General features: G+C 42.8%; 23 protein-coding genes. 13 read left to right on the top strand and 10 right to left on the bottom strand.

What is annotated here, in order from left to right; genetic code table 11:
- Positions 1 to 181: 181 nt before the first annotated feature.
- Positions 182 to 517 carry a pyrimidine/purine nucleoside phosphorylase gene (gene ppnP / locus FQV37_RS03915; RefSeq protein WP_057757729.1) on the bottom strand — a complete coding sequence of 112 codons (336 nt, stop codon included), beginning with the start codon at positions 515 to 517 and terminating at the stop codon, positions 182 to 184.
- A 764-nt stretch (positions 518 to 1,281) separates the two neighbouring features.
- Here ppnP and recN point away from each other — a divergent pair.
- The 7 genes from recN (at position 1,282) to FQV37_RS03880 (ending at position 6,726) form a co-directional block, all read left to right on the top strand.
- A complete protein-coding gene (gene recN / locus FQV37_RS03910; RefSeq protein WP_160021381.1) occupies positions 1,282 to 2,961 on the top strand; it encodes a DNA repair protein RecN in 1,680 nt (559 codons plus the stop codon).
- A gap of 166 nt (positions 2,962 to 3,127) precedes the next feature.
- Positions 3,128 to 3,691, top strand: coding sequence for a YqgE/AlgH family protein (locus FQV37_RS03905; RefSeq protein WP_101204671.1), 564 nt, complete (start codon positions 3,128 to 3,130; stop codon positions 3,689 to 3,691).
- A 140-nt stretch (positions 3,692 to 3,831) separates the two neighbouring features.
- Positions 3,832 to 4,323 carry a Holliday junction resolvase RuvX gene (ruvX, locus tag FQV37_RS03900; protein WP_420876972.1) on the top strand — a complete coding sequence of 164 codons (492 nt, stop codon included), beginning with the start codon at positions 3,832 to 3,834 and terminating at the stop codon, positions 4,321 to 4,323.
- An 86-nt stretch (positions 4,324 to 4,409) separates the two neighbouring features.
- Positions 4,410 to 4,904 (top strand): hypothetical protein, encoded by a 495-nt coding sequence (locus FQV37_RS03895; RefSeq protein WP_160021379.1) that lies wholly within the window; start codon positions 4,410 to 4,412, stop codon positions 4,902 to 4,904.
- 92 nt (positions 4,905 to 4,996) lie between these two features.
- Complete coding sequence (gene tusA / locus FQV37_RS03890) at positions 4,997 to 5,323, top strand: sulfurtransferase TusA (RefSeq protein WP_102092648.1); 327 nt, start codon at positions 4,997 to 4,999, stop codon at positions 5,321 to 5,323.
- Positions 5,324 to 5,389: 66 nt separating this feature from the next.
- Positions 5,390 to 6,328, top strand: coding sequence for a site-specific tyrosine recombinase XerD (gene xerD / locus FQV37_RS03885; protein ID WP_160021378.1), 939 nt, complete (start codon positions 5,390 to 5,392; stop codon positions 6,326 to 6,328).
- A gap of 68 nt (positions 6,329 to 6,396) precedes the next feature.
- On the top strand, positions 6,397 to 6,726 hold the full coding sequence (locus FQV37_RS03880) for a DUF3817 domain-containing protein (RefSeq protein WP_160021377.1): 330 nt from the start codon (positions 6,397 to 6,399) through the stop codon (positions 6,724 to 6,726).
- 63 nt (positions 6,727 to 6,789) lie between these two features.
- Here FQV37_RS03880 and FQV37_RS03875 read toward each other — a convergent pair whose 3' ends face one another.
- A complete protein-coding gene (locus FQV37_RS03875) occupies positions 6,790 to 7,233 on the bottom strand; it encodes a PH domain-containing protein (RefSeq protein ID WP_160021376.1) in 444 nt (147 codons plus the stop codon).
- 241 nt (positions 7,234 to 7,474) lie between these two features.
- Between FQV37_RS03875 and FQV37_RS03870 the strand changes: the two genes are divergently transcribed.
- Positions 7,475 to 8,083 (top strand): class I SAM-dependent methyltransferase, encoded by a 609-nt coding sequence (locus FQV37_RS03870; protein WP_102092644.1) that lies wholly within the window; start codon positions 7,475 to 7,477, stop codon positions 8,081 to 8,083.
- Positions 8,084 to 8,204: 121 nt separating this feature from the next.
- Here the strand turns inward: FQV37_RS03870 and lptG are convergent, their stop codons facing one another.
- Both lptG and FQV37_RS03860 read right to left on the bottom strand, forming a co-directional pair.
- Complete coding sequence (gene lptG / locus FQV37_RS03865) at positions 8,205 to 9,413, bottom strand: LPS export ABC transporter permease LptG (protein WP_160021375.1); 1,209 nt, start codon at positions 9,411 to 9,413, stop codon at positions 8,205 to 8,207.
- Entirely contained in the window at positions 9,413 to 10,729 is a 1,317-nt protein-coding gene (locus FQV37_RS03860) for an LPS export ABC transporter permease LptF (RefSeq protein WP_160021374.1), read from the bottom strand. The genes lptG and FQV37_RS03860 overlap by 1 nt, the downstream gene beginning before the upstream one ends.
- A gap of 493 nt (positions 10,730 to 11,222) precedes the next feature.
- On the opposite strand from FQV37_RS03860, the gene FQV37_RS03855 reads away from it, so the two are divergent.
- The 4 genes from FQV37_RS03855 (at position 11,223) to sstT (ending at position 15,742) form a co-directional block, all read left to right on the top strand.
- The gene (locus FQV37_RS03855; RefSeq protein WP_160021373.1) at positions 11,223 to 11,840 is read left to right on the top strand and encodes a cysteine hydrolase family protein; all 618 of its coding nucleotides are present in this window, start codon (positions 11,223 to 11,225) and stop codon (positions 11,838 to 11,840) included.
- 233 nt (positions 11,841 to 12,073) lie between these two features.
- Positions 12,074 to 13,729, top strand: coding sequence for a leucyl aminopeptidase (locus FQV37_RS03850; RefSeq protein WP_160021372.1), 1,656 nt, complete (start codon positions 12,074 to 12,076; stop codon positions 13,727 to 13,729).
- 7 nt (positions 13,730 to 13,736) lie between these two features.
- Positions 13,737 to 14,243 (top strand): DNA polymerase III subunit chi, encoded by a 507-nt coding sequence (locus tag FQV37_RS03845; RefSeq protein WP_160021371.1) that lies wholly within the window; start codon positions 13,737 to 13,739, stop codon positions 14,241 to 14,243.
- Between the two features lie 296 nt (positions 14,244 to 14,539).
- Positions 14,540 to 15,742: a serine/threonine transporter SstT gene (gene sstT / locus FQV37_RS03840; protein ID WP_160021370.1), complete on the top strand. Its 1,203-nt coding sequence runs from the start codon at positions 14,540 to 14,542 to the stop codon at positions 15,740 to 15,742.
- 80 nt (positions 15,743 to 15,822) lie between these two features.
- On the opposite strand, the gene FQV37_RS03835 is transcribed toward sstT, so the two are convergent.
- The 5 genes from FQV37_RS03835 to FQV37_RS03815 form a co-directional block, all read right to left on the bottom strand.
- Positions 15,823 to 16,146 carry a chaperone modulator CbpM gene (locus FQV37_RS03835; RefSeq protein ID WP_102083164.1) on the bottom strand — a complete coding sequence of 108 codons (324 nt, stop codon included), beginning with the start codon at positions 16,144 to 16,146 and terminating at the stop codon, positions 15,823 to 15,825.
- A gap of 100 nt (positions 16,147 to 16,246) precedes the next feature.
- Positions 16,247 to 17,272: a DnaJ C-terminal domain-containing protein gene (locus FQV37_RS03830; RefSeq protein WP_160021369.1), complete on the bottom strand. Its 1,026-nt coding sequence runs from the start codon at positions 17,270 to 17,272 to the stop codon at positions 16,247 to 16,249.
- Between the two features lie 151 nt (positions 17,273 to 17,423).
- Positions 17,424 to 19,316: an Lnb N-terminal periplasmic domain-containing protein gene (locus FQV37_RS03825; protein WP_478009419.1), complete on the bottom strand. Its 1,893-nt coding sequence runs from the start codon at positions 19,314 to 19,316 to the stop codon at positions 17,424 to 17,426.
- Positions 19,213 to 19,479, bottom strand: coding sequence for a hypothetical protein (locus FQV37_RS03820; protein WP_160021367.1), 267 nt, complete (start codon positions 19,477 to 19,479; stop codon positions 19,213 to 19,215). The genes FQV37_RS03825 and FQV37_RS03820 overlap by 104 nt, the downstream gene beginning before the upstream one ends.
- A 128-nt stretch (positions 19,480 to 19,607) precedes the next feature.
- Positions 19,608 to 20,099 (bottom strand): DUF3015 family protein, encoded by a 492-nt coding sequence (locus FQV37_RS03815; RefSeq protein WP_160021366.1) that lies wholly within the window; start codon positions 20,097 to 20,099, stop codon positions 19,608 to 19,610.
- 499 nt (positions 20,100 to 20,598) lie between these two features.
- On the opposite strand from FQV37_RS03815, the gene FQV37_RS03810 reads away from it, so the two are divergent.
- Positions 20,599 to 20,961, top strand: a complete 363-nt coding sequence (locus FQV37_RS03810) for a septal ring lytic transglycosylase RlpA family protein (protein ID WP_057757673.1) — start codon at positions 20,599 to 20,601, stop codon at positions 20,959 to 20,961.
- Positions 20,962 to 21,029: 68 nt separating this feature from the next.
- Here the strand turns inward: FQV37_RS03810 and FQV37_RS03805 are convergent, their stop codons facing one another.
- Entirely contained in the window at positions 21,030 to 23,051 is a 2,022-nt protein-coding gene (locus FQV37_RS03805) for an ATP-binding cassette domain-containing protein (protein ID WP_160021365.1), read from the bottom strand.
- Between the last annotated feature and the right edge of the window lie 181 nt (positions 23,052 to 23,232).

Raw genomic sequence — 23,232 nt, 5'->3', positions numbered from 1 at the left:
ACGGAATAAAAGAGGGTAACGTCGGCTTTAAATGTCATAGCTCATTGATGATGAGAGAACAGTAAACCAAACGTCAAAAAAGAAATAAACAATACCAATCCGATATTGTTTATTTTCTCGAAACACTAATGTGTGATAGAACAGGCGCTAGAATGAAAGCTCGAGCGCCCTATTAATAATATCAGCCTTCTAGATGACAGACATATTGAACAATCTCTTCAGTACGTAGGTTAAAACCGCTATTGCCTTCAACGACAAATGATTGACCGGCACGGTAGTAGCTGAATTCATCATCACCATTGATCTTCACTTCACACTCACCACTAGTGATTTCGATACGCTCAGAAGTATTAGTGCTAAAGTGATAATGCTCAACCAAGTTGTCACAAGGTAAGATCACGCCTAGCGTTTTATGACGACCATCCTCAAACATAATGGTATGGCTTGAGCAGCGACCATCATAAGATACTGTCGCTTGGGCATTAACTGTTACGTTAGTAAATTGCGCCGCTGTCATAGTGGCTTCCTTATCAAATAATTATGGCAAAACTAAAAAATAAGTAACGGGTTAAAGTACTGACAGAGTTGCACTGGGCTTCAAATACGCGACCAGTAAGCAAACACGCCTGCTTTAGATACTTTATCCCTCTATAGTAGATATCTGCGCGCTAAAGGTAGCCACAGGTTCTATGAAAACGCTTTTGAGTAATGATTGAGTGGCATATTTTTACCACTATACGCCTACAATTTTACAAAATTATGACTCGTTATCAGGTTGCATAGCGCATCAAACTCATAAGAAGAGTTTATCATTATGTGAGATTATGCTACCACATTATATCTATAAAGTTTGTTAAAGCGACTAGGAAAATTCTATTCGATGGCAAGTATCTACCCGTTCGTTTAATATTCATTTGGTATTTTTCTAGGCGGATGCTAGGCCACTAACTTAGGTATGTTTTTATAATTATCAGTCAAAACACTTCTTCACATACTGTGCTTATCTTTAGATATCCAATGACCCTAACGATTAATATTATAGGTATTATGTTGATGATTTATTGTCAGTTTTTAATAGTTTTATGGTAATCTCCCAATAATAAATTCTGTTATACCTCATCTTAAAGTTTGTATTTACGCACATTTAACACCATACTATTTGCCTACAATATTTATCTAATTAGCAAGTTTAAATAGATATTTTCACTTCCTTATTTACCCTATTTATAGATGGCTTCCTAAGATTTATATGATGTCCATTGTCTGTCCTGAGAGGCGTTGATGCTAGTATCGTTAACTTTACATCAGTTTGCGTTGATTGCTCAGCATGAGCTGAGCGTGGCTGAAGGTTTTAATGTCATCACTGGTGAAACAGGTGCTGGCAAGTCGTTATTGCTAGATGCACTATCACTATGTGTCGGTGAGCGAGCAGACAGTGCAATGGTCAGGCATGGCGCTGCGCATGCAGATATCTACGCTCAATTTGATGTAGAAAATAACAGCGTCGTCGCTGACTGGTTTGCCAAAAATGATCGACCGCTAGAAGAGCCTGAAGTACTTATTCGTCGACAATTAAGCAATACTGGCCGCTCAAAAGCATGGCTAAATGGTTCACCGGTTAGCTTAGCGGAGCTAAAGAGTTTAGGTGCTTTACTGGTCAATATACATAGCCAACATGCTCAGCAAGCATTACTTAAGCCGCAATTTGTGGTGCAATGGCTTGATGAGATGGCACAGATAACACCGCTAGCCATCCAAACTGCCAGTAGCTATCAAGCCTATCAGCAGCTAAAACGTCGCGCAGATGACATCGCGAGCCGCGAAGCCCAGCGTCAAGATCGTATTCAGTTGTTGCAGAGCCAATTAGCAGATATTGCCCCGTTATTAGCTGTGGATTACGCAGAAGTTGAATCTGAACACGAAGAGCTCTCCAATATTGAAGCCTTAATGCAAGAGGCCAGTCATGGTCTGCATTTGCTCGACAATGATACTGATGAACCAGACGTCATGACCTTGCTCGGACAAGCAATTAAACTCTGTGACAACCAAGTAGGCGTTAGCCAAACGTTTGAACAAGCTTCTGAACAGCTACATCTAGCACAGCAGCAAATCACTGAGGTGACTGCGCTGCTATCAGATTATGCCGAACAGCAGCTACCTGATCCTGAACGATTGCAAACACTAGACAATTTAATCAGCTTAGGACATCGTCTGTCACGTAAGCATAGCTTGCCAGCGAGTGATTTAATTGATGAAGCAAAAGGCTGGGAAGCGCAATTAGAGCAGCTAGAGAACGAGCCAAGCAGTGATGCAATGGCAGCGCAAATTGATCAGGCTTGGCAAGACTATCTCGCTCTGGCGACACAGTTGAATAAAGAGCGCACAAAAGCTGCTCCGATAATTAGTAAGCAACTCATCAAACAGCTACAACCACTTGCGCTACCCAATGCTCGCTGTGAATTTGTTTTTACTAAGAAAGCCGAACCTAGTCAGTACAATGCCCAAGGTTGTTTCGATATTGATTTATTATTCAGCGCCAATGTCGGTATGCCAATGCAGCCTCTACACAAAATCGCCTCAGGTGGTGAACTGTCACGTATGGCGCTCGTGATGCAAGTCTTACAAGCGACCAATGCTGATAACAATGCCGCCAAGCCTATGTTGGTATTTGATGAGGTCGACGTTGGTATCAGTGGCGGTACTGCGCAAGTGGTTGGCGAACTGCTACGCTCGCTTGGGCAAACACAGCAATTGCTGGCTATCACACACCAAGCACAAGTCGCAGCGCAAGCGCATCAACATATCTTGGTACAAAAGCACCATCAAGAACAGACCGAAAGCGAGCTACTCATACTGACCGACAGTGCGCAAGTAGACGAGTTGGCGCGTATGTCTGGTGGTGTCATTATCACCGATGTCACGCGCGACCATGCCCGCAGCTTATTATCCGATGTTAAATAACGCTTATCTGACCTATCTAACGTTAAATAATCATTCGTTTTCATTAAAACGGATGGTTAGCTGAGTCTGTATGATGGTCAGTAGCAATTAGTGCAAATCTTGCTTTTCTATTGATTATCACCATATAGTGGTCTTTCACCCTTATTATTAGGTTGCGTTTGTTTCTATGTCTAAAACCAATTTGACCCATCATTTTTTGATTGCAGCACCCGAGCTGTCAGACCCAAGGTTTGAGCAGGCACTTATATATATCTGCCGTCATGACAAGCACGGTGCCCTAGGTCTGATGGTCAATCGTCCGCTTGAGCAATCTCGCGTAGGTAAGCTGCTAGAAGACTTAGACATTGAAGTGACCAATCCGCAGGTGATGGAAGATGTGGCATTAGAAGGCGGCCCTATGTATCCTGAGGTCGGCTTTGTGCTGCATACTGGTCAGCCAGAATGGGCCTCTTCTTTTGCTATTTCAGAGAACGTTTGCATCACGACTAGCCAAGATATTCTAAAGCGTATTGCCGCAGGTCAAGGCGTCGGTCACTATCAGCTGTGCCTAGGTCATGCTAGTTGGGGTAAGAAACAGCTAGACCAAGAGCTGAGTAATGGTGACTGGTTAGTCTGCCCTGCTGATTTGAATTTATTATTTGATACACCGTTTGAAGAACGCTGGCAAATCGCAGCCGACAAAATCGGAGTCAATTTCGACTATCTTAGTAGTGACATAGGTCATGCGTAATCTCATACGCTCTGCGAATTTAAATAAAGACATAAAGGACACCCATTACTATGGTAGATAGTACTGTTACGGCCAATAGCACAGACGCTATAGATAATGACATTGAAAGTGGATTTGATACTCTCGATAACGATAGCAATATCACTGCTGAAACTATTGAGCCAGAAGTAAAGCCGCATCTTATCTTGGCGCTAGATTACGGCGTCAAAAAGATGGGGATGGCACTCGGTAATACCATTACACAGACGGCGCGTGCCTTTGATATATTGGCGATGAATAACGGGCAGCCAGATTGGGACAATTTAATTGGTATCATCAAAGTCTGGGGCGTAGCACAAGTCGTGGTTGGTCTACCGCTTAATATGGATGGCACGAGCTCCATGCTCTCAAAACGAGCACACAAATTCGCTCGTCGTCTGGCCCATAGAGTAATGGAGCAACATTTGCCAGTGACCGTATCACTGTGTGATGAGCGGTTGACTTCAATCGAAGCAAGAGAAATCGCATGGGATAATGGTTGGATAAAAAACGAACGCGACCCAATTGATGATATCTCCGCTTGTATCCTAATGTCGACCTATTTTGCTGATCCTAATAGCACTATCGCTATCGATGCAATCAAAGCAGAATAAAGCAGCCAAATAGGTAAGGGACACGTGTGCGGCTATAATGCCACTTCGATACATCGTACTTCTCAACGGATAAATGACTGATTACTATGACCACTGTCTCAGACCAACCCTCGCAACATAAGTCACAACATGGTTTCGCTCCACTTGCTATTGCCCGTATTAAAGGCGCACAGCGTGCCAACCAAATAGCGATTTATCTCATTTATGCGGCTATTTTTGCATTTGTGGTCTTTGGCACGATTGCTAGTATCAAAGCCTTCCATGATAACCAGCTGCTTTATCAGTTATTTTATAATTTGCCATATGCCTTAGTAGCCCTCACGATACCTATTACCATTTATGATGCGTTAGTCGTTTATCGTTATCGCTTAAATCAACCGTCGATGATTGCCATGAGTATTGGCGTATCTACCATTATATTGGTTGGCGGATTAATTTTTGCCGATACTGCATGGTTAGGGCTATCTTGTTGGTTGGGTGTGGCATTTTTATTTAAAGTAAGTTTTAAGCGGTTTTTTAACTTTTTAGAAGTAGCTGATACGCCTGATGCCAACGAAGAGCCTGAAATTACTGAAGCGTAGACGATCTACAAAGTATGCCGCGATAAGCACTTAAGCAAACTACTTACCCTACTTGTCCTTAAACTCACTTATTTAGCTTTACGATAATGACTATGACCACTTCTATACCAGACACGCCTATTCACCATCACTTAGATACTCAAGGGCTGATTTGTCCTGAGCCCGTCATGATGCTACACCGCGTCATTCGTAAAGCAGATGGCGGTGAAGTGATTGAAATATTGGCGACAGATCCGGCTACCACGCGCGACATTCCAAATTTCTGTCGTCATTTAGGTCATGAACTAGTAGGCCAAGAAACACTGGCTGAGAATGTGAGCTTAGACGCTGATCCTGATGAAATTACCATCGATAGCGATGAGGATACGCCTGCAAGCGTAACGCTATATCGCTATCTGGTTAAGAAAAAAATGGCATGATAAGTTTGGCATTATTTTAATAACTGTCTGTTATTGCTAACTTAATCCCTACCTGAGTATCATCCTATGAGCCGTGATCGTGCCGTGCAACAACGACAGCCTAAAGCATTGGCGGTCGATGATGAGCCAGCTTATATGACTGAGTTTCGTCAAGCCATGCTGGCACGCGGTCTAGCGACGCGTACTCGTAATGCGTACGTCCGCGACCTACGCTCTTGTGAGCTGACCAATCCTATCGCTCTGACACGCTGGCAGCCTGATGATGTGCTGCACTGTCTGTCACTCCTTGCTCAAGATGGCAAAACCCCACGTACACAAGCACGCATGCTCTCAAGCTTGCGCCAGTTTTATCTATGGATGATTGCCAGTAATCTGCGTGAAGACAATCCTTGTGAACGTATCAAAAGCCCAAAACTCGGACGTCCGCTGCCAAAAGACTTAGCCGAGGCTGACGTCGATAATCTACTTGCCGCACCTGATACCGGCACCGCGCTCGGTCTCCGTGATAAAGCCATGCTAGAAGTTTTATACGCCTGCGGTTTGCGAGTGAGTGAGTTGATTAACCTCTCATTAGAGCAAGTGAATCTAAACTCAGGCTGGCTACAAATCACGGGGAAAGGGAATAAAACGCGACTGGTGCCCCTCGGCGAATATGCAGCTGATGCATTGGAAGATTATCTGTCTCATGGGCGTGGCGACTTGATTGCTCATTTAAAATCAGGCAATTGCCAAGCGGTATTTTTGACGGCGCAAGGTGGCTATATGACGCGGCAGAACTTTTGGTATCTACTTAAGAAGTACGCCAAAGTTGCCAGTATCGATAAAGAGTTATCCCCGCATACGCTACGTCACGCCTTTGCCACGCATTTGCTCAATCATGGTGCAGACTTGCGTAGTGTGCAGTTATTGCTAGGACATAGCGATTTATCAACCACGCAAATCTATACTCATGTAGCAACGGCAAGATTGCAGAAATTGCATGCCGAACATCATCCACGTGGGTAGCCTTGCCATATTGTCATATGGCCAGCATTGAAATCTAATATTATTGATGATTGTAAAAGGAATATATCGTGTCGCAAGCTCAACCATCTGCCTTAACGAAGCGTCAAAACTCTGCACTCAGAAATCTTACTATCATGGGTTATTTAGAAGGCACGTCTTTTCTATTGTTACTTGGTATCGCGATGCCACTCAAATATATGTTCGATATTCCAGAAGCGGTAAGCTATGTCGGTCCAGTGCATGGGGTATTATTCGTTGCTTATGTCGTGGTGCTGGTCATTACGGCGAGCAGAATAAAAATGCCGCTTTGGGCGCTACCTGCTGGTGTGCTTGGCTCGTTTTTACCATTTGGGCCATTTATATTTGACCATTTATTAAAGAAGAGTTTGAGGAAGTAGTTTCAAGAAAAATTCAATATCAGAAATGATATATAGCTGAATATGGTTAACTATAATGCCATTCTATTCGCCTGCTGTATCTATCGCTATACTTGGATTACGTGCCTGTATCTCGCGATAAAAACGTGATTTGTCTTTTGGCGAGATTAGTATTTCTTCATCTTGATAGGATATTTTAATCCTATCCAATGATAGTGCTGGCGCAGAACTCATACTTCGAGTCGGCGTAATATAGGTGATATCTGTAATTTCAATTTTTTGAACAGAGAACCCACTATCTACTTGTAGTTGGTCATTCGTTAATATGTACTTAGTACCGAAAAAAGGGATGAGCATTAGTGCTGCAAAAGGGATGAGAATAACCGTCATTAATATAGTTTGTATGAGGGATTTGTGAGCACCTCGCTTCCACTGCCATAATGGAACAGACACAGTAAATAAACTCAAACCCCAAAGTAACAGTGCAAGCCAGAAGTCTACTTTGGATACGAATATAATGTCTGGCATAAATAACACTTAGAGACTATCAGGTTAGATTTGATTCTATCTTAAGCGATACCTCTTATCTAATATCTCTAGCATTTTTTCTTAAAAATTTTTACGACATAGCAAAATGCAGTTCCATAAATAGATAGCTGCAAACCTGCCCTTTTCTCGTTACAATACCCTTATTAAAGTGCGTCATGATATACATGCTACCTAACTGGGCTGCGCACTACCTTTTACCTATCTATTATCCGAGAATCCCATGAGCCATAGACCACCTTCTGACCTGTTAAAAAACGCCGAACACTGGCGCGAAGATATCAATTTTCGCCAAGAAGTGCTAGGTAAGCCGTTTGATTTTGCGACCACGTGGGGTATTTTTTCACCGCAAAAACTCGATGACGGTAGCTTGATGCTGCTTGATTATGTGGATTTTGAGCAAGATGATGATTCGATCGATTTGGGCTGTGGTTATGGCGTACTTGGTATGACGGCAGCACGTGAATGTCCAAATGGTCAGCATACGCTGATTGATAAAGACTTTATGGCGGTAGAATACGCACGCCGTAACTGTGAGAAAAACGGTCTAAACAATGTCGATGTGCATTTATCAAATGGTTTTAATCATGTGGCAAAAGATAAAGACTTTAGCCTTGTGATGTCGAACTTGCCAGCCAAAGTCGGTAAAGAGCAGCATTATTTATACTTCCTCGATGCCTATGCACGCATGCGTAAAGGTGGCCGTTTTTATGTCGTCACCATCAACGGTCTGCGCCAATTTGTGAAACGCTCGTTTACCGAAGTGTTTGGCAATAGCGACAAAATCAAACAAGGTAAAACCTATACGATTACGATGGCGACCAAAGACTAGTTTTAGCTTTGCCTGATTGAGTTTCAGCCATTTAAACTGAAGCTTAAATTGAAATCGACATAAGAAAGCACGCTAAATCTAATTTTAGCGTGCTTTTTATTTGGTATGACCAATTGTCTTTTTACATCTGACGTTTTATCAAGTATCCACCCAATAGCGCGCTGCCGATAATCGGCAATAGCACCATGAGCATTGGTGAAAAACCTGTGGCTAGCGATACAAAACCGACTAAGTCTTGAATATAGCTAAATAGTAGTCCAAACAACAATGCCACGACGATACGCAAGCCTAAGCTGTGCGTCCGTAGCGAGCCAAAGACAAACGAGCAAGCGACAATCACCAGCGACAATATCGATAATGGTGATAGTAGCTTTTGCCAAAATGCGACTTCATGATCTAAAGAACGATTGCCCTGCTGATGCATAAACGTGCGATGCTCATACAGCTGCGTCAATGACAAATCTTCTGCCTTACGCGTTAGCAGATAGACAGACTCTGGGGCAAAAGGTAAGCTTAACGTATCTGATGGTGAAATAGCTTGGCTACTCTCAAAGCCCTGATTGATAGAGAGCTCAACCATATCATTTAGCTGCCACTCGTAACGATACTGCTCGCTTGGCTTTTCACTATTCACATCAATTGGTTCACGGCCAGTATACTTTCCACCTTCCGCATGGACAGCGGTTTGCAAATTTCCGTTGTTATCCAAATGCCAGCGTTTCACTTCGCCAATATTGCCTGCTACATCAGCATAATCAATATATAAAACGTCGCTACCATCATGTGTAGCACTGCCATCTTCTGCGGTTTCGAATCGTGGTTGTGTCGTCCAGTAGCCGCGTACCGAAGTGACCAGTGAGGTACTGTCCTCATCATTAATCTGTTTCGCTAATTGGTTAGAAGACGGTAGGACAAATTGGTTGATAGCCAATGCCAATAGTACAAATATCAAAGCGGGCTGCAATACCCAGCCGACGATACGATAAATACTGACCCCAGCCGCGCGCATGACGACGAGCTCGCTTTTATTGGCCAGCAAACCTAACCCTATGACAGCACCCAATAGCGCACCCGTTGGGATAAATTGCTCTAAAAAGTAAGGCGAACGATAAAAGATATATTTGAGCGCCTCGCCCATGGTGTAGTTATCATCTAACGAATCAAGCTCTGATAAATAAGAGAAAATCAGCTGCAACGCCCACAAACCAATAACGGCAGCGATAATAGCCAATAGAGCGTTGAGTTTGACATAACGACTGAGGACTTTTAGATTGGCAGGCTTTTTAGCCAATTGATTAGACTTGGCTGACTTAGCAAATAAAGAGCGCATTAAGACTGCCCTCCTTGTGAGCTGTTGTTCTGATTATCTATGTCGCTAACTGAACTAGTTGCGGCAGCGGCTAGCCTGTTTTCTTGTTTGCGAAAGCGCAGTCGATGTTGCACACGGCTACCCCAATTCATATAAAGCGCCAATGCCATAAATCCTAAAATAAGCCATGCATATGCCCATACGCTGATGCTGTCTTTGCTCACTGCGTTTTTTAGCGAAATGATACCTAATGCACAACTGACAAATAATAAGATAGAAGGAAACAAGCGTAGCCAACGTCCTTGACGCGGACGGACTTGCGCCAGTGGCACGGCCAACATAGGCGCGATAATCATCAGCCATGGTAGCGCCAAACGATAGCCAAGCTCACCTTGTGCAGCACGCATTGCACTGTTAGAGCCTGATGGTGAGCTACTCGTGGCGGCCTGCCACAATGGTCCTATCTTTTGCGTTTCAATATTGTCTTCGGTGATAACTTCCTGTGAAGATTCAGTCAAGGTGATGCGATAGCGATCAAAAGCGACTTGATTATATTTCAGACTGCCTGCGCCGACTTCGTAACGACGTCCTTGGAACAGATCCAACTGAGTCACGCCGCTATTGCCAGTATCTACTTGCTCAGCACGCTTAGCCAACGTGATCGTGTCTTTGCTGATGTCCTTTGCACCACTACTTATAATATCTTTTGGAATATCAGAGATGCCAATTTGTTCAGCTGTTTCGCTGTCAATCGTGTTATTCATATTAGTAGCATTGACATTAGCATCGACATCTTCAGCAGCACCACCTTTTTTAGCAGGTTCTGATTGTATCAATATCACATCTTGCAACTTTTTCTTATCATCGCTGAGACTACCCACATATAAATGATAATTACCGCTACTGATAAACTCGTTCGGACGAATCAAGTCGAACGCACTGGTCAATGCTTGCTGCTGCCACACAGCCTCAGACGAGCGTACGCCCCAAGGCTTACCAACGACAGATAGCGCCGCTTCGCCGACGAACAACGCTAATATTAATGGTGTCATCAATCGAGCAAGCCGACCTCGAGACACGCCACTAGCATTGATCACTGCCATTTCTTGATCAACATACAAGCGACCAAATACCAGCATCAAAGCGATAAAGAATGCTAACGGTAAAATGAGCTCTAAAAAATACGGTAGGTTATACCCAATGATAGTAAACAGTAGGCTGACGTCCAAACGACCTTCAGCAGCGATGCCAAAATAGCGTATCAAACGACCGCCAAGCATCATCACTACCAAAAACCCCAACACTAAGGCAGTGGTCGAGGCAACTTGTTGTGTCATGTAGCGGCGTAATATCACAATGGGTACTCTTAAACGGTTGGTATGTGCGCAATTGATGATGAGCTTATTGACTATTTAGGTCGTACGACGACATATCACCAGCATGATATGGGTCATCTACATACTCAAATAACGGTAAACGTTACTGAGCGACTGGTTAGTCATACTCAATAAACACAAGCGACAAATATAACCGCTAATGCTAGCATGTTTTGCCTAAAAATGGCTGTGAAATGTGTTTGAAAACATTACCTACACCTTGCTGAGAACGCATTATCGACAGCAAATAACGAATATAGCAAATATTGGATGAATAATTAATAAAACCTCAAATTACATCGAATTGATAGTATTTATAGCGCTAAGTTTTTGCTTTATTTATTTTAGAAAGGTTTGTTTGTCATTCGTATCATCGAACATTTATCTCTGTCATTAATTGCTAGACTGACTGATAGAAAAATATACTTATATCGTCAAACGGAGAATAATACTAATGAATAAAACGACCTCTACACCCTCTACCCTACTTGAGCTCGCTGGCGGTACTTTTGATACGCTTGATTGGTCAAATTGCGCGCTTGTTCTTATCGACTATCAAAATGAATATGTCGATGGCGCTATGCCATTAGGGGACTCTGGGGCAAAAGCCATCGCCAATGCGCACCTACTACTCGATAAAGCGCGTCAGCAAGATCTACCTATCTTTCACATTACCCATCACGGTGCAGAGAATGGCAATGTCTTTGACCCTTTGTCAGCTAATGTTGAGATAGTCGAGCAATTGCAGCCGCAAGATGGCGAAACAGTGATTGTCAAAAAGCATCCGAATGCCTTTTATGATACGCAATTACACTCATTGATTTCAGCAGCAGAAAAAAAGCAGATTATTTTTGCGGGTTTTATGAGTCATATGTGCGTCAGCTCAAGCGTCCGCACCGCATTTGATTTAGGTTTTGATAGTTTTGTCTGCCATGATGCTTGTGCCACTCGCGACCTACCTAGCGCTACAAGAAAGCCGATAAGCGCTGAAATCATGCATGATACTGCCATGGCCGCACTACAAGACAGATTTGCCGCGATGGTAACGACCGATGAATTGGTCAATGGCTAATATGTTGGCACCATCGAAAAATGATAATGTAACCGCTAAACCATAGCGTAAGTTAGCACAGCATAATAATTCAAACGTATTACCTAAGGCTTGCTAACTGCGCACGATTATCGCAATATGCTACACTACTGTGATTGATCGATAGACCAAATAATCTAATAATCTAATAATCTGACAGGTATAAGCAGTCATACAAATCCTGCAATTTTCATAACTCTAATAAGGATAACTATATGAATATCAAATTATCTCAGCATTTACCAAAGACCCATACGCAGAAAATCCTGAAAAAAGAAGCCAAAAGTAAAGACGATGCTTGTCTGGTTGTTTTAGTCGATGACAAGAAAAATATTCTGGCTGAATCTGTACTGGCCGAATATACCACTCGTATTGAGCAGCTGATTGAAGTATCACACTTTAAGGGTACTACCTGTGAAACTGTTGCTGACTATGCGCTGGCAGGTGATAAAAAGACCACTAAGCAAAACCCTGTACAACTGCTATTGGTCGGTGTAGGTAACACTGATAAGTTCAATAACACCGTACTGCAAAAAATCGCCAATACTATCTATAGCAGCACTCAAAAGCGTGTGTCTTCTATCACTGTCGCCTTGGGTGATGCACTGGAAGAAAATCACTTTGGTCAATTTGCCCTTAATCTACTGGCAGCAAGCTACCGCTTTGACAAGTATAAGTCTGAGCAAGCGACTCCTGTATTGACTGATGTCTATCTGTTAGCTGATGAGTCACTACAGCCTGCGCTAGCATTTGCTCAGTCAGTATTTGCTGGTCAGAGCCTCACTCGTGATGTAGCCAATGAACCTGGCAATATCTGCTTCCCAGCTTATATGGCTGAACAAGCTCAAGAACTTGCAAAAACGTATCCTGACCTATTAACCGTGAAGGTACTAGGTGAGGACGAGATGTCAGCGCTAGGTATGCATTGCTTCTTGGCCGTTGCACAAGGCTCTACCAAAGAAGGTAAGCTGGTGCTCATGGAGTACCGTGGTAAATCAGAATTTAGTTCAAATGCAGGCACTACCGAGCAAACCACTAGCAACGCAAAAGTGAGTGGCCTAAAGGCATTAGCCGATAAACTACCAACCAAAAAGTCAGCTAAAAATGCAAGCAAAAATAGCAGTGACAATGCACAAGCAACCAATGACAACGCACCTATCGTATTAGTCGGTAAAGGCGTGACCTTTGATTCAGGCGGTATCTCAATCAAGCCAGGTGCGGCGATGGATGAGATGAAGTTTGATATGGGTGGTTCGGCATCAGTACTTGGTACAATCAAAGCGTTGTGCGAAGCGCGTCTACCGATCAACGTCGTTGGTGCACTAGCCTGTGCTGAAAACATGCCATCAGGTGATGCCACGCGTCCAGGCGATATCGTTAAAGCGATGAATGGTAAATCAGTCGAAATCTTGAACACTGATGCTGAAGGTCGCTTAGTACTAGCAGATACCTTGTGCTATGTGCAGCGTTATCAGCCAAAAGCCATCATCGATGTTGCCACCTTGACTGGCGCTTGTGTGGTTGCGCTAGGCCATGTGCGTTCAGCCGTATTTAGTAATGATGAAGATGTTCTGTTTGATTTAGAAAATGCCAGCAACCTATCAGGCGATCTTATTTGGCATATGCCTTTAGATGATGAGTATCAAGCTCAGCTTGATTCACCAATCGCCGATATGCAAAACATTGGTGGTAAAGGTGCTGGTGCCGTAACTGCCGCTTGCTTCTTATCGCGCTTCATTGAAGAAGGTCAAGCATGGGCGCATTTAGACATCGCTGGTACTGCATGGAACTCAGGTAAAGACAAAGCAGCCACGGGTCGTCCTGTGCCATTGTTTATGCAATATTTAAAAAACAGCGCAGAGATGGCTTAATTCATTTATGAAAATTAGTTTTTATGTATTAAGTGAAAGTAAGGCCCAAGATTTCTTGGGCTTTATTTGTCAGCTGACTCAGACGGCGCTTAACAAAAGCGCTCAGTCTTTGCTGATTTTAATTGAAGATGAGACCTTACTAGCAAATCTAGATACGGCACTTTGGTCACAAGATTCTACGAGTTTTATACCGCATCAATGTCTTTCTGATAATGACAATAAAAGTACCGATGATAGAGGTACTGATGATAGAGGTAATGATGATAGCAACATTGCTACTCATAAATTATTAGCACCTGTACTGCTAGGCAATCATATGCCAGCAGATTTTAATGGTATCGTGCTCAATACAACGACACGTCCCGTCAACGATTTTATGGCTGCTACTAACAATTCAAAACCCTCTCGAGTCCTTGAGCTGATCCGACCTGATGCTACGAGCACCCAAGAAGGTCGCAATAAATATAAAGCCTACCAGCAATTAGGTTACGAGCTGACCCACTTTAAAGTGTAGCTCTGCCGTTTATAGTCCCCTCACCATTTACAACGAAATACCCTTCCTACCTTATATATCACTGCTTATATCACTACTTTTACTCTCTCATTGATGAGGTATTCTGAGTAGCTAGCCCTTGCCTATAAGTGCTGCATTCTTTTTTATACTGATTATATAACTCTGCTAACTCTCCATTTGCGTACAGCAGCTGCTGCTATGAGCGGTATGCGAATATGTCAAAAAATGCTACCATCCTTCGATAGATTTTCTGTTGTGACAATTCACTTACTTTTAACGGACTTGAGGGTGTACAGATGCGTTCATTAATTGCGATGTATCAGCGTATAGGGCTGGTGTCGCTTATTATTATTGGCTTGGTATTAGGGGTATTGATTGGTTGGCTGGCGCCAAGTATCGGCACCGCCATAGGGTTGCTTGGTACACTCTTTGTCGGCGCACTAAAAGCAGTCGCTCCCATCCTAGTATTTATTCTGGTTATGGCAGCAATTAGTCAACATCGCAGTGGCAATGAAGTCTACGTAAAGCCGGTGCTTATTATGTACATGTTCGGTACTTTTTTGGCAGCGCTAACAGCAGTCGGTGCCAGCTTTTTATTCCCGACTGAGCTGGTCTTGATCAACGCCGATATCGCACAAGTACCACCTGCTGACCTAAAAGAAGTCTTGACGAACTTGCTCATGAACTTGGTCGCTAACCCGATCAATGCAATCGCTGAAGCCAACTATATTGGTATCTTAGCATGGGCAATTATTATTGGTTTTGCATTGCGCCAAGCCAGTGATACTGCTCGTAATGTTGTCGGTGATTTCGCTGATGCCATCTCACAAGTGGTTAAATGGATTATTGCTTTAGCGCCATTTGGTATCTTAGGCCTAGTCGCTAGCACGGTTGCGGAGACAGGCTTTGCTTCTTTGGCAGGCTACGCACGTATCTTGATGGTATTAATCAGCTGTATGTTATTCATTGCGTTGGTTGCCAATCCGCTTATCGTCCTTATTAAAACGGGTAAAAACCCTTATCCACTCGTGTTCAGATGTCTGCGCGAATCAGGAATTACTGCCTTCTTTACACGTAGTTCAGCGGCCAATATTCCAGTCAACATGAATCTTGCCCGTAAGCTTAGATTGCATGAAGACACTTATTCGGTGACCATTCCCCTAGGTGCCACGATCAATATGGCTGGTGCTGCGATTACCATTAATGTCTTAACGCTTGCTGCTGCTCATACGTTGGGTATTGAAGTGACGTTTGCATCAGCGCTGCTACTCAGTCTGGTTGCTACGATTAGTGCTTGCGGTGCTTCTGGTGTTGCTGGTGGTTCATTACTATTGATTCCACTCGCTGCTAGCTTATTTAGCATTCCAAATGATATCGCGATGCAAGTGGTTGCGATTGGCTTTATCATCGGTGTGATTCAGGATTCAGCTGAGACTGCATTGAACTCTTCTACTGATGTATTATTTACAGCAGCAGCTGATCCGACGTATTCGCGTTAATTTCTGCTGAAGTGTTTTATATAGACATAAAAAAGGGCCTTTAAAGGGCCCTTTTTTTATGTGTTATTTTGATTATTTGGTTACTTTAGATTGTCTATGTCGACTTCGATGACTGGTGTTTGCTGCTCTATTTGACGTTTGAGTTGGCGCAGTTGCTCAACCTCATCTAACAACTCAAGTATCAAACCAATTGCTGGTACGCTGGCTTCAAAGTCACGACTCAGTCGCGATGCACGGCGCACTGTCGTCAGCTGATAACCAGTAAATTTTTCATGCTCTGGTACATCATACTCAATGATGTTTTCTTCGATTAATTCGATGACCCATTGGCGCTCTTGGCCACAGGCAGAGACCAGTTCATCTAAGCTCATGATGATGTCTGTAAATTCAGTCGAGTGGTTCATAGCTATTATCCTCGTTTTCTCTTTATTTCATCGGTATCGTGTTCATCTCTGCTATTCGTTTATTACTTCAATAATGAGTAACGGTTATTCATAATCTTGTTTAACGACTAATATTGGTATCTGCAAAGGCTTGTTTTAGCTGCTCATAAGCCTGTCTCGACGCATCACTACTGACATCAGGGTTGACAATATTTAGAGTTAGATACAGGTCACCTGCTTGCTTAGCAGGGATACCCTTGCCTTTAAGACGTAAATTGCTACCGGACTTACTGTTCTTAGGAATGGTCACACCAAGCGTACCCGCTGGCGTACTGACGTTGATTTTTTCACCCAATGCCGCTTCCCACGGTGCAATATTCACAGTTTGATAAACGTCTGCACCTTCTATACGAATATTGGCATCATGACGAATTTTAACCTTCAAAAACAAATCGCCATTTTTGCCATTACTGCTACCAGCAGCGCCTTGCCCTGCTAAACGAATTTGCTTACCGTCAGTAATGCCTTTAGGGATTTTTATCTTAAGGGTTTTATTAGCGTAGTCGACATTACCATTGGGCTGACGAACAGGGACGTTTAGCTTAATGCTGTAGTCGTCGCCACTATATACTGAAGACAAATCAACGGTAATCTCGGCATGCTGATCCTGACCTTTGCTATCTTGCGTCCCAAAGCCACCACCAAATTGATCGAAGCCGCTGCTTTGAGAGTGACTGCCGGTTTGTCCCCCAGTTGACCCACGTGCGCCGCGACCAAATGCTGAAAAAATGTCATCGAAGCGAAAACCACCATCACCAAAGGCCTCACCGTCGCCAAACTGATCTTTGATATCTTCCCAGCGAAAACCACCTTGACCTGCGCCAGTTTGCCCATTGCCACCAAACCCACTTGATCTACCTTGACCTGCAAACGGATTATTGAGCATAGCGTCATATTCAGCGCGCTTTTCTTTATCTCTGATCGTTTCGTAAGCGTTGTTTATTTCTGCAATCTTATTATCAGCGTCTGGATGATCACTGACATCGGGATGATACTGACGAACGAGCTTACGGTATTTTTTTTTGATATCAGCGTCTGAGGCGTCTTTTTTGACCCCTAAAATGTCATAGTAGTTTTTCTCTGCCATGTTATTTTCCCCAAAATAAAAACATATTAGTGGTATCAGTCTGCCAATTTCAAACGATACGGTATAAATGGCTACTAGATTCTGCTATAGCAATTTTTGTAGCCTACTTATCATCATAGCAATAATTACAACAAACACCGTTATATAAATATTACCAGTAGTGATGCCAAGCGATAGCAGCATCTATCGTATTTGAATCACCTAACACTACGCTATTATCGGCCATTACAGTGTCTGAATATGTCATTATAAGTCTGGCGTCGTTATTCTTTGATAGCTGCTGGCGTAATGTCAATTTGGCAACATCAATAGCAGTGCGCCCTTCTCTCTTTGAAGTTACGTAAGACAATTCAGCACTTTGGTTATTACGTTTCATACGTAAGCCAAGCTCAATACCGATATCTGCGTGTTTATCTTGATCATGGGCCGTCGCATTGACCATACCATAGCCAAGTATATGTTTACCAAACTTAGCGCCTGCGCCAACGCCAGCTTGTGCGTAAGGGCTATGTCGATTGCCAGTAAACATGTCTGTACGAGCGCCTGTTTTCAGTTGCCAAGACAGTTTAGGTTCGCCCGATAACGGTTGTCTAAGATCTTCAATCTGCTGCATGTCTAAAAACACGAAATCCGTCAATGTCCATTGATGCATATCAAAGCTATAACCCAGTGACGCTTTTACGGCTTCAAAACGTTTATCAATATCTGTATGAGCGTTCAGTGGGTCTTTTACAAATAACGATAAACCAACTTCTGCCCTCTCCTCAGATAAAACGACTGTAGTCTGCGTGGTTTTGTTACTCAATGCTGGAGAGGGTTTGTTCGGTACAGGCAGCTGAGCCAAACCATTGCTAGCTGGTAGCGCAAAACGCTGACTGAGCAATTCGCTTTTGAGAGCTCTCTGCTTCGGTGTATCGTCTTGCGTGATTTTATAAGTACGATGTAAGATCAGAAAATCAAGAGCAACTGCCTTATCGTCCGCGTTTAAAGTAGCAAGCGGGGCAGTGCTTTCTGTACGAATGACAGAGTTTATGACGGCTTGTATTGGCTTAGATAATTGTACAAACTTCTCGCGCAGTTGCGTTTGTTCAGAGGGCAAATAGCGTACTGAAGACACTAAGGAATCAGCGCCGTTGTCGTGTTCTAATAGCTGATCGAATACATAGTCTGGCGCATACCAAGGACCTACTCGCTCAGTCGTTTTTATGTCGCTTATCAGCTCAAGTATCTCTCCTGAGCGATAACCACAATTTTGTTTGATAAAATAATAGTCAAATCGAGCAGACTTTGCTTCGTACAAATGATAGTTCAATAATTGTGTTTCAAAGGCATCTAGATTGAGCACGTACTCCCACATATCACGTTGCTCGTTCTTGGAATATACCGCGTCTTGTTTAAAAAATTCCGTCTCTGAAAACCCAGCATCATAAAACCCAAATAGTCCTTTTAGCGCGTACATCGCACCGTTCTCATTTTCTGGAATACGAGCGCCGAAGTTGTATGAGTTATTAAGTAAGTCCTCGCTAGATAGCTCTCTGACATCACTGTTCGTATTATTGGCATTATCTATAGGCGTGTTGGTTTTGACCAGTACATGACCAAATGAAGAAGCTGGGTTTTTTAAATAGCTGCTTACTAGGATCAAGCTTATTTCTTGATTCGCATCGGGTAATTTTGAGCAGTTTTTGAGATCGACGTTCAGCTCTGGTAGATGATGATTAAGCCATAAATATCTGGCTGGATACTTACAAGCTACGCCCTCATTATTTATTTGCTCTATCGTTGCTATAAGCTCTGCATAGGGATCAAAATTACGTTTCGAACGAGGCTTAGGATTGGTTAAATAAAAATCTGGTGAGATGACTTCAGCCTTGCCATTTTTATAAAACAATAAATGTTGCCATTGGGAGTGCTTAGCCAATGATTTTAGTTTTATGGGATCAATAGCGGTATTTTTTTTGAGAGTTTCGGTTTTGCTCTTGTATCTGCGATTCAGTGAGTCGTTGTACGCTTGGCTCAATATCTGACAAGTTCTCGCGATCACTTAAAGTCATGTCTGCTGCGATAGCCGAATCATTACTAGAAGAGAACTTATTTTCGTTATCTACTATTACTGGATCTGAAGCATAGGCATTCGTTTCATCAACTTCCGCATTGCAAATAGTCGTTGCAGCCAAACAGGCCACCCATAAAAACATCTTTTGCATTTTATTTAGATACCATAAATACATGAGCAATAAAAAACACGTAAGCACTAGGTTTACGTGTTTTTATCATTAAATCATCAAAAGTTTGAGTATTAAACTAAAAACTTAATACCTAGCACTTTCAATATTTAGATAGCACAGCTTTGCTTAACGATGCTAAATAGCGTCTCAGCATTTTGATCTTGCGTAGCAGTACGATAGGCAGAAGTCTGAGTATATTTACCATACTGTGCGCGTACACTAGCGGCTGAATCACAGTTAGCAACACTTTGTAGGGCAGATAAATGAGCACCTTGGCCTGAAGCTAGATCTTTTTCCACACTTGGGAAGGCTTCTTTAATCAAAACCGCAGCTCTAACGTTACCACCTTGGCAAGTTTCAGGAGACATAGAGTCAGAAGTAGCAGCCGTAGTACCTAAATCCCAAGTCACGTTAGAGATAATAGCTAAGATAGGGCTAGAATTACCAAACAAAGCACCACCAATACCACACTGCTTATAAATCTGCTCGATAGTGCGACCAGTTTCTGCCGTTTTAAATTTAGAACCAAGATCGGCATTAGCTGCGCTAAATGGAATCATAGCAGCAACAACTGAAGCAATCGCAATTTTCTTTAACATAAAACTTCCTCGAAAGACGATAAAAAATAGATTATTTGACCAAAAATCAAACTTATTATGAGTATATTTCATAGATACTCTAGAATAATGTTTAACCTTATGCATTCTACAAAATAGTAAGAATATAGCAAGGTTTTTTTACATTATATTATCTATTACTATTTGAGCTTTCATAACGATAATTATGCTATATCGATAGATTTGGTCTTTATATATTACCTATTTATATTACGTTGTTGGCTTTCCAGTATTTTGTCGGCTTCTTTATGAGAATCACTCTTTATAAGTCTAATTTTAGTACCTACGTCATCATTATTTTTGCTAAAAAATAGCTATTTTTCCTTAAAAAACAGGTATTTGACCTCATGAGTTTTTTACACGGCAGTAATAATATGACAAGCTAGCTCTTGTAGAATCCCCTATTATTCATACTCATAGGGAGTATAGATAACGTAGGCAAGAGCATCTGTCTATTTTATTAATTGCTTAAAGGTATTAAATGTCTTATTTAATCAAGTCTTTGGTTGTCACTTTATCGCTACTACTTAGCACCACAGTTTTTGCAGCCAATACCAGTTACTACGGTAGTAAGTTTCATGGTAAGCGCACAGCGAGTGGCAGTATCTTCAACATGAACTCTTTAACCGCTGCACATCGCACGTTACCGTTCGGCACGAAGGTACAAGTAACCAATCAAAAGACAAAGCAGAGCGTCGTTGTAAAAATCACGGACAGAGGACCTTTTATTAGAGGCCGTATCCTTGATTTATCAAAAGCCGCTGCTGGTGAAATAAACTGTCAGCTTTGTACGACCACGATGGAAATACTGTCGTACGGTGATGGCAAATATCGTAAGGAATAATGTAATAAAAAAGGGATGGCTTATGCCATCCCTTTTTTATGTCTGCTTATATAACTATCTAGAACGCTTTATGCGAACTTAGCTTCCATCTCTTCTAAAGTCGTCATTGATAGTAGTAACTTCTCTTCATTGTCGCTATGCTGCTGCTGTAGCGCTGTTTGCTCATTGAGCAATACAAGTAAGTCAGACTTACGGCTCTCTTCGTACAGCTCTGTATCAGCCAGTTTTTCTTCAAGCGTTACAAGCTGCTTATCAATCTTAGCCAATGTCTTTTCTGTTTCCTCTATCTCACGACGGATAGGTGCTGTCATTTTACGTTGTTCAGCGGCTAGCTTACGCTGCTCTTCTTTACTAAGCGCAGGCGTCGCAGCTTTACTATTTGACGAGTTATCAGATGCTTTATTACTTGCTTGACTATTATCTGTTTCACGTGAAACAAAATTCTTACTCTCTTTTTTGCTTTTTTTCTTACCGGTATTCTTATCTGATGCGTTCTCTTGCTTGCGCTTCTCTGCTAGCCACTTACCATAGTCACCAATGTCGCCATCGAACTCTTCGATGATGCCATCATGTACCAGATACAGCTCATCACAGACATTGGCAATTAGTTCTCGATCATGCGATACCAGTACCACTGCGCCCTTAAAACCTTGTAAGGCGATAGTCAATGCTTGACGCATTTGTAAATCTAAATGGTTGGTTGGCTCATCGAGTACAAGAACGTTTGGACGCTGCCAAACAATCAATGCCAAAGTCAAACGCGCACGCTCACCACCTGAGAATAGCTCGCTTGGGGTATCAATGCGCTCACCGCGGAAGTCAAAGCTACCCAAGAACGAGCGCAGCATCGCATCAGAGGTTTTACCTGCCAGGCGACGTAGCATTTCTATAGGCGTTGCTTTGGCATCTAGGATATCCATTTGATGCTGATTGAAATAGCCAAGCTTTAAGGTATCCGAAACACGATACTTTCCTGTTAGTACACCAAGCTCACCGACTAATGCTTTAATCAGCGTTGATTTACCAGCGCCGTTCATACCCAATAAGCCAAGACGGGTGTCAGGGGTTACCTGTACATTGGCATTGTGTAGAAGCGGTGTCTCACTATAGCCAATATCTGCGTTGGTCAGCTCAATTAGTGGTGAGCTCATGTTTGCTGGCTCATAGAACTGGAACGAGAACGGATTGTCAGCCATCATTGGTGACAGCTCTGCCATGCGCTCTAACTGTTTAATACGGCTCTGTGCTTGCTTAGCTTTACTGGCTTTAGCACGGAAACGACGAATAAAGTCATCCAAGTGAGCCTTTGTCGCTTCTTGCTTTTCAAACGCTTGCTGCTGCTGCGCCATACGCTCATGACGGGTACGGATAAACTGCTGATAGTTACCAGTATAAAGGGTGATTTTTTGTTGCTCGACATGCAAGATATGACCGACGGTTGCATCTAAGAACGCTTGGTCATGCGAGATGACGATGACCAGACCCATATAGGCATTGATCCATGTCTCAAGCCACAAGATAGCGTCTAAGTCCAAATGGTTGGTTGGCTCATCAAGTAACATCAAATCAGCACGGCTCATCAAGGTTTTGGCAAGGTTTAAGCGCATACGCCAACCACCAGAAAACCCTTCTACAGGCAGCTCATGCTGGCTAGTCTTAAAACCAAGACCTGCCATAATTTGTGCTGCTTTAGTCGGTGTACGATATCCGTCAATTTCATCGAACTGCTGGTGCAGCACACCAATTTGCTCATCACTCACGCTGCTCAAATCATTTAGCGCAGCATTAATTTCATACCACTGCTCATCACCGCTCAATACATAATCGATTGCAGACTGCGTCGTAGCACCAACTTCCTGTGCCATATGCGCCACATGCCAGCTATCAGGAATACTGACTTCACCTTTATCAAGGGTGACCTCTGTATCGCCTGTACCCATCTGCGTCAGTAATAGCGCAAATAAAGTAGATTTGCCTGTGCCGTTGTTGCCCGTCAGTCCAACTTTGTGACCTGGATGGAGCTGAAAGCTTGCACCTGCAAACAATTCACGACCATCACGGCGAACACCAACGTCTTTAAATTCGATCATATAATTTCTTCATCTCAACAATAATATAGGTATAGGGCAATAAGAAACACACATAGGGTATGCCAACTGGCGGCTATTATTTCAAACGCTTGCCCCATAGGCAAACAATTAAATAACTATTTCAAAACTAAGTATTTATTACGCTAAACACCTTAAGTTGCACAAGCGACTCTTGAGCTCA

The sequence above is a fragment of the Psychrobacter nivimaris genome (assembly GCF_009812035.1).
Classification (GTDB): Bacteria; Pseudomonadota; Gammaproteobacteria; order Pseudomonadales; family Moraxellaceae; genus Psychrobacter; species Psychrobacter nivimaris.
This window is presented reverse-complemented; position numbering and strand designations above follow the sequence as displayed.

What these genes read in the sequence shown, in the direction of transcription:
- FQV37_RS03820 (WP_160021367.1), bottom strand. Translation starts at nt 19,479, where the DNA reads ATGCAAAAGATGTTTTTATGGGTGGCCTGTTTGGCTGCAACGACTATT.
- FQV37_RS03805 (WP_160021365.1), bottom strand. Translation starts at nt 23,051, where the DNA reads ATGATCGAATTTAAAGACGTTGGTGTTCGCCGTGATGGTCGTGAATTG.
- FQV37_RS03895 (WP_160021379.1), top strand. Translation starts at nt 4,410, where the DNA reads ATGACCACTGTCTCAGACCAACCCTCGCAACATAAGTCACAACATGGT.
- sstT (WP_160021370.1), top strand. Translation starts at nt 14,540, where the DNA reads ATGCGTTCATTAATTGCGATGTATCAGCGTATAGGGCTGGTGTCGCTT.
- FQV37_RS03810 (WP_057757673.1), top strand. Translation starts at nt 20,599, where the DNA reads ATGTCTTATTTAATCAAGTCTTTGGTTGTCACTTTATCGCTACTACTT.
- FQV37_RS03850 (WP_160021372.1), top strand. Translation starts at nt 12,074, where the DNA reads ATGAATATCAAATTATCTCAGCATTTACCAAAGACCCATACGCAGAAA.
- FQV37_RS03845 (WP_160021371.1), top strand. Translation starts at nt 13,737, where the DNA reads ATGAAAATTAGTTTTTATGTATTAAGTGAAAGTAAGGCCCAAGATTTC.
- FQV37_RS03830 (WP_160021369.1), bottom strand. Translation starts at nt 17,272, where the DNA reads ATGGCAGAGAAAAACTACTATGACATTTTAGGGGTCAAAAAAGACGCC.
- ppnP (WP_057757729.1), bottom strand. Translation starts at nt 517, where the DNA reads ATGACAGCGGCGCAATTTACTAACGTAACAGTTAATGCCCAAGCGACA.
- FQV37_RS03815 (WP_160021366.1), bottom strand. Translation starts at nt 20,099, where the DNA reads ATGTTAAAGAAAATTGCGATTGCTTCAGTTGTTGCTGCTATGATTCCA.
- FQV37_RS03855 (WP_160021373.1), top strand. Translation starts at nt 11,223, where the DNA reads ATGAATAAAACGACCTCTACACCCTCTACCCTACTTGAGCTCGCTGGC.
- xerD (WP_160021378.1), top strand. Translation starts at nt 5,390, where the DNA reads ATGAGCCGTGATCGTGCCGTGCAACAACGACAGCCTAAAGCATTGGCG.
- FQV37_RS03835 (WP_102083164.1), bottom strand. Translation starts at nt 16,146, where the DNA reads ATGAACCACTCGACTGAATTTACAGACATCATCATGAGCTTAGATGAA.
- FQV37_RS03875 (WP_160021376.1), bottom strand. Translation starts at nt 7,233, where the DNA reads ATGCCAGACATTATATTCGTATCCAAAGTAGACTTCTGGCTTGCACTG.
- FQV37_RS03860 (WP_160021374.1), bottom strand. Translation starts at nt 10,729, where the DNA reads ATGACACAACAAGTTGCCTCGACCACTGCCTTAGTGTTGGGGTTTTTG.
- recN (WP_160021381.1), top strand. Translation starts at nt 1,282, where the DNA reads ATGCTAGTATCGTTAACTTTACATCAGTTTGCGTTGATTGCTCAGCAT.
- tusA (WP_102092648.1), top strand. Translation starts at nt 4,997, where the DNA reads ATGACCACTTCTATACCAGACACGCCTATTCACCATCACTTAGATACT.
- FQV37_RS03870 (WP_102092644.1), top strand. Translation starts at nt 7,475, where the DNA reads ATGAGCCATAGACCACCTTCTGACCTGTTAAAAAACGCCGAACACTGG.
- lptG (WP_160021375.1), bottom strand. Translation starts at nt 9,413, where the DNA reads ATGCGCTCTTTATTTGCTAAGTCAGCCAAGTCTAATCAATTGGCTAAA.
- FQV37_RS03905 (WP_101204671.1), top strand. Translation starts at nt 3,128, where the DNA reads ATGTCTAAAACCAATTTGACCCATCATTTTTTGATTGCAGCACCCGAG.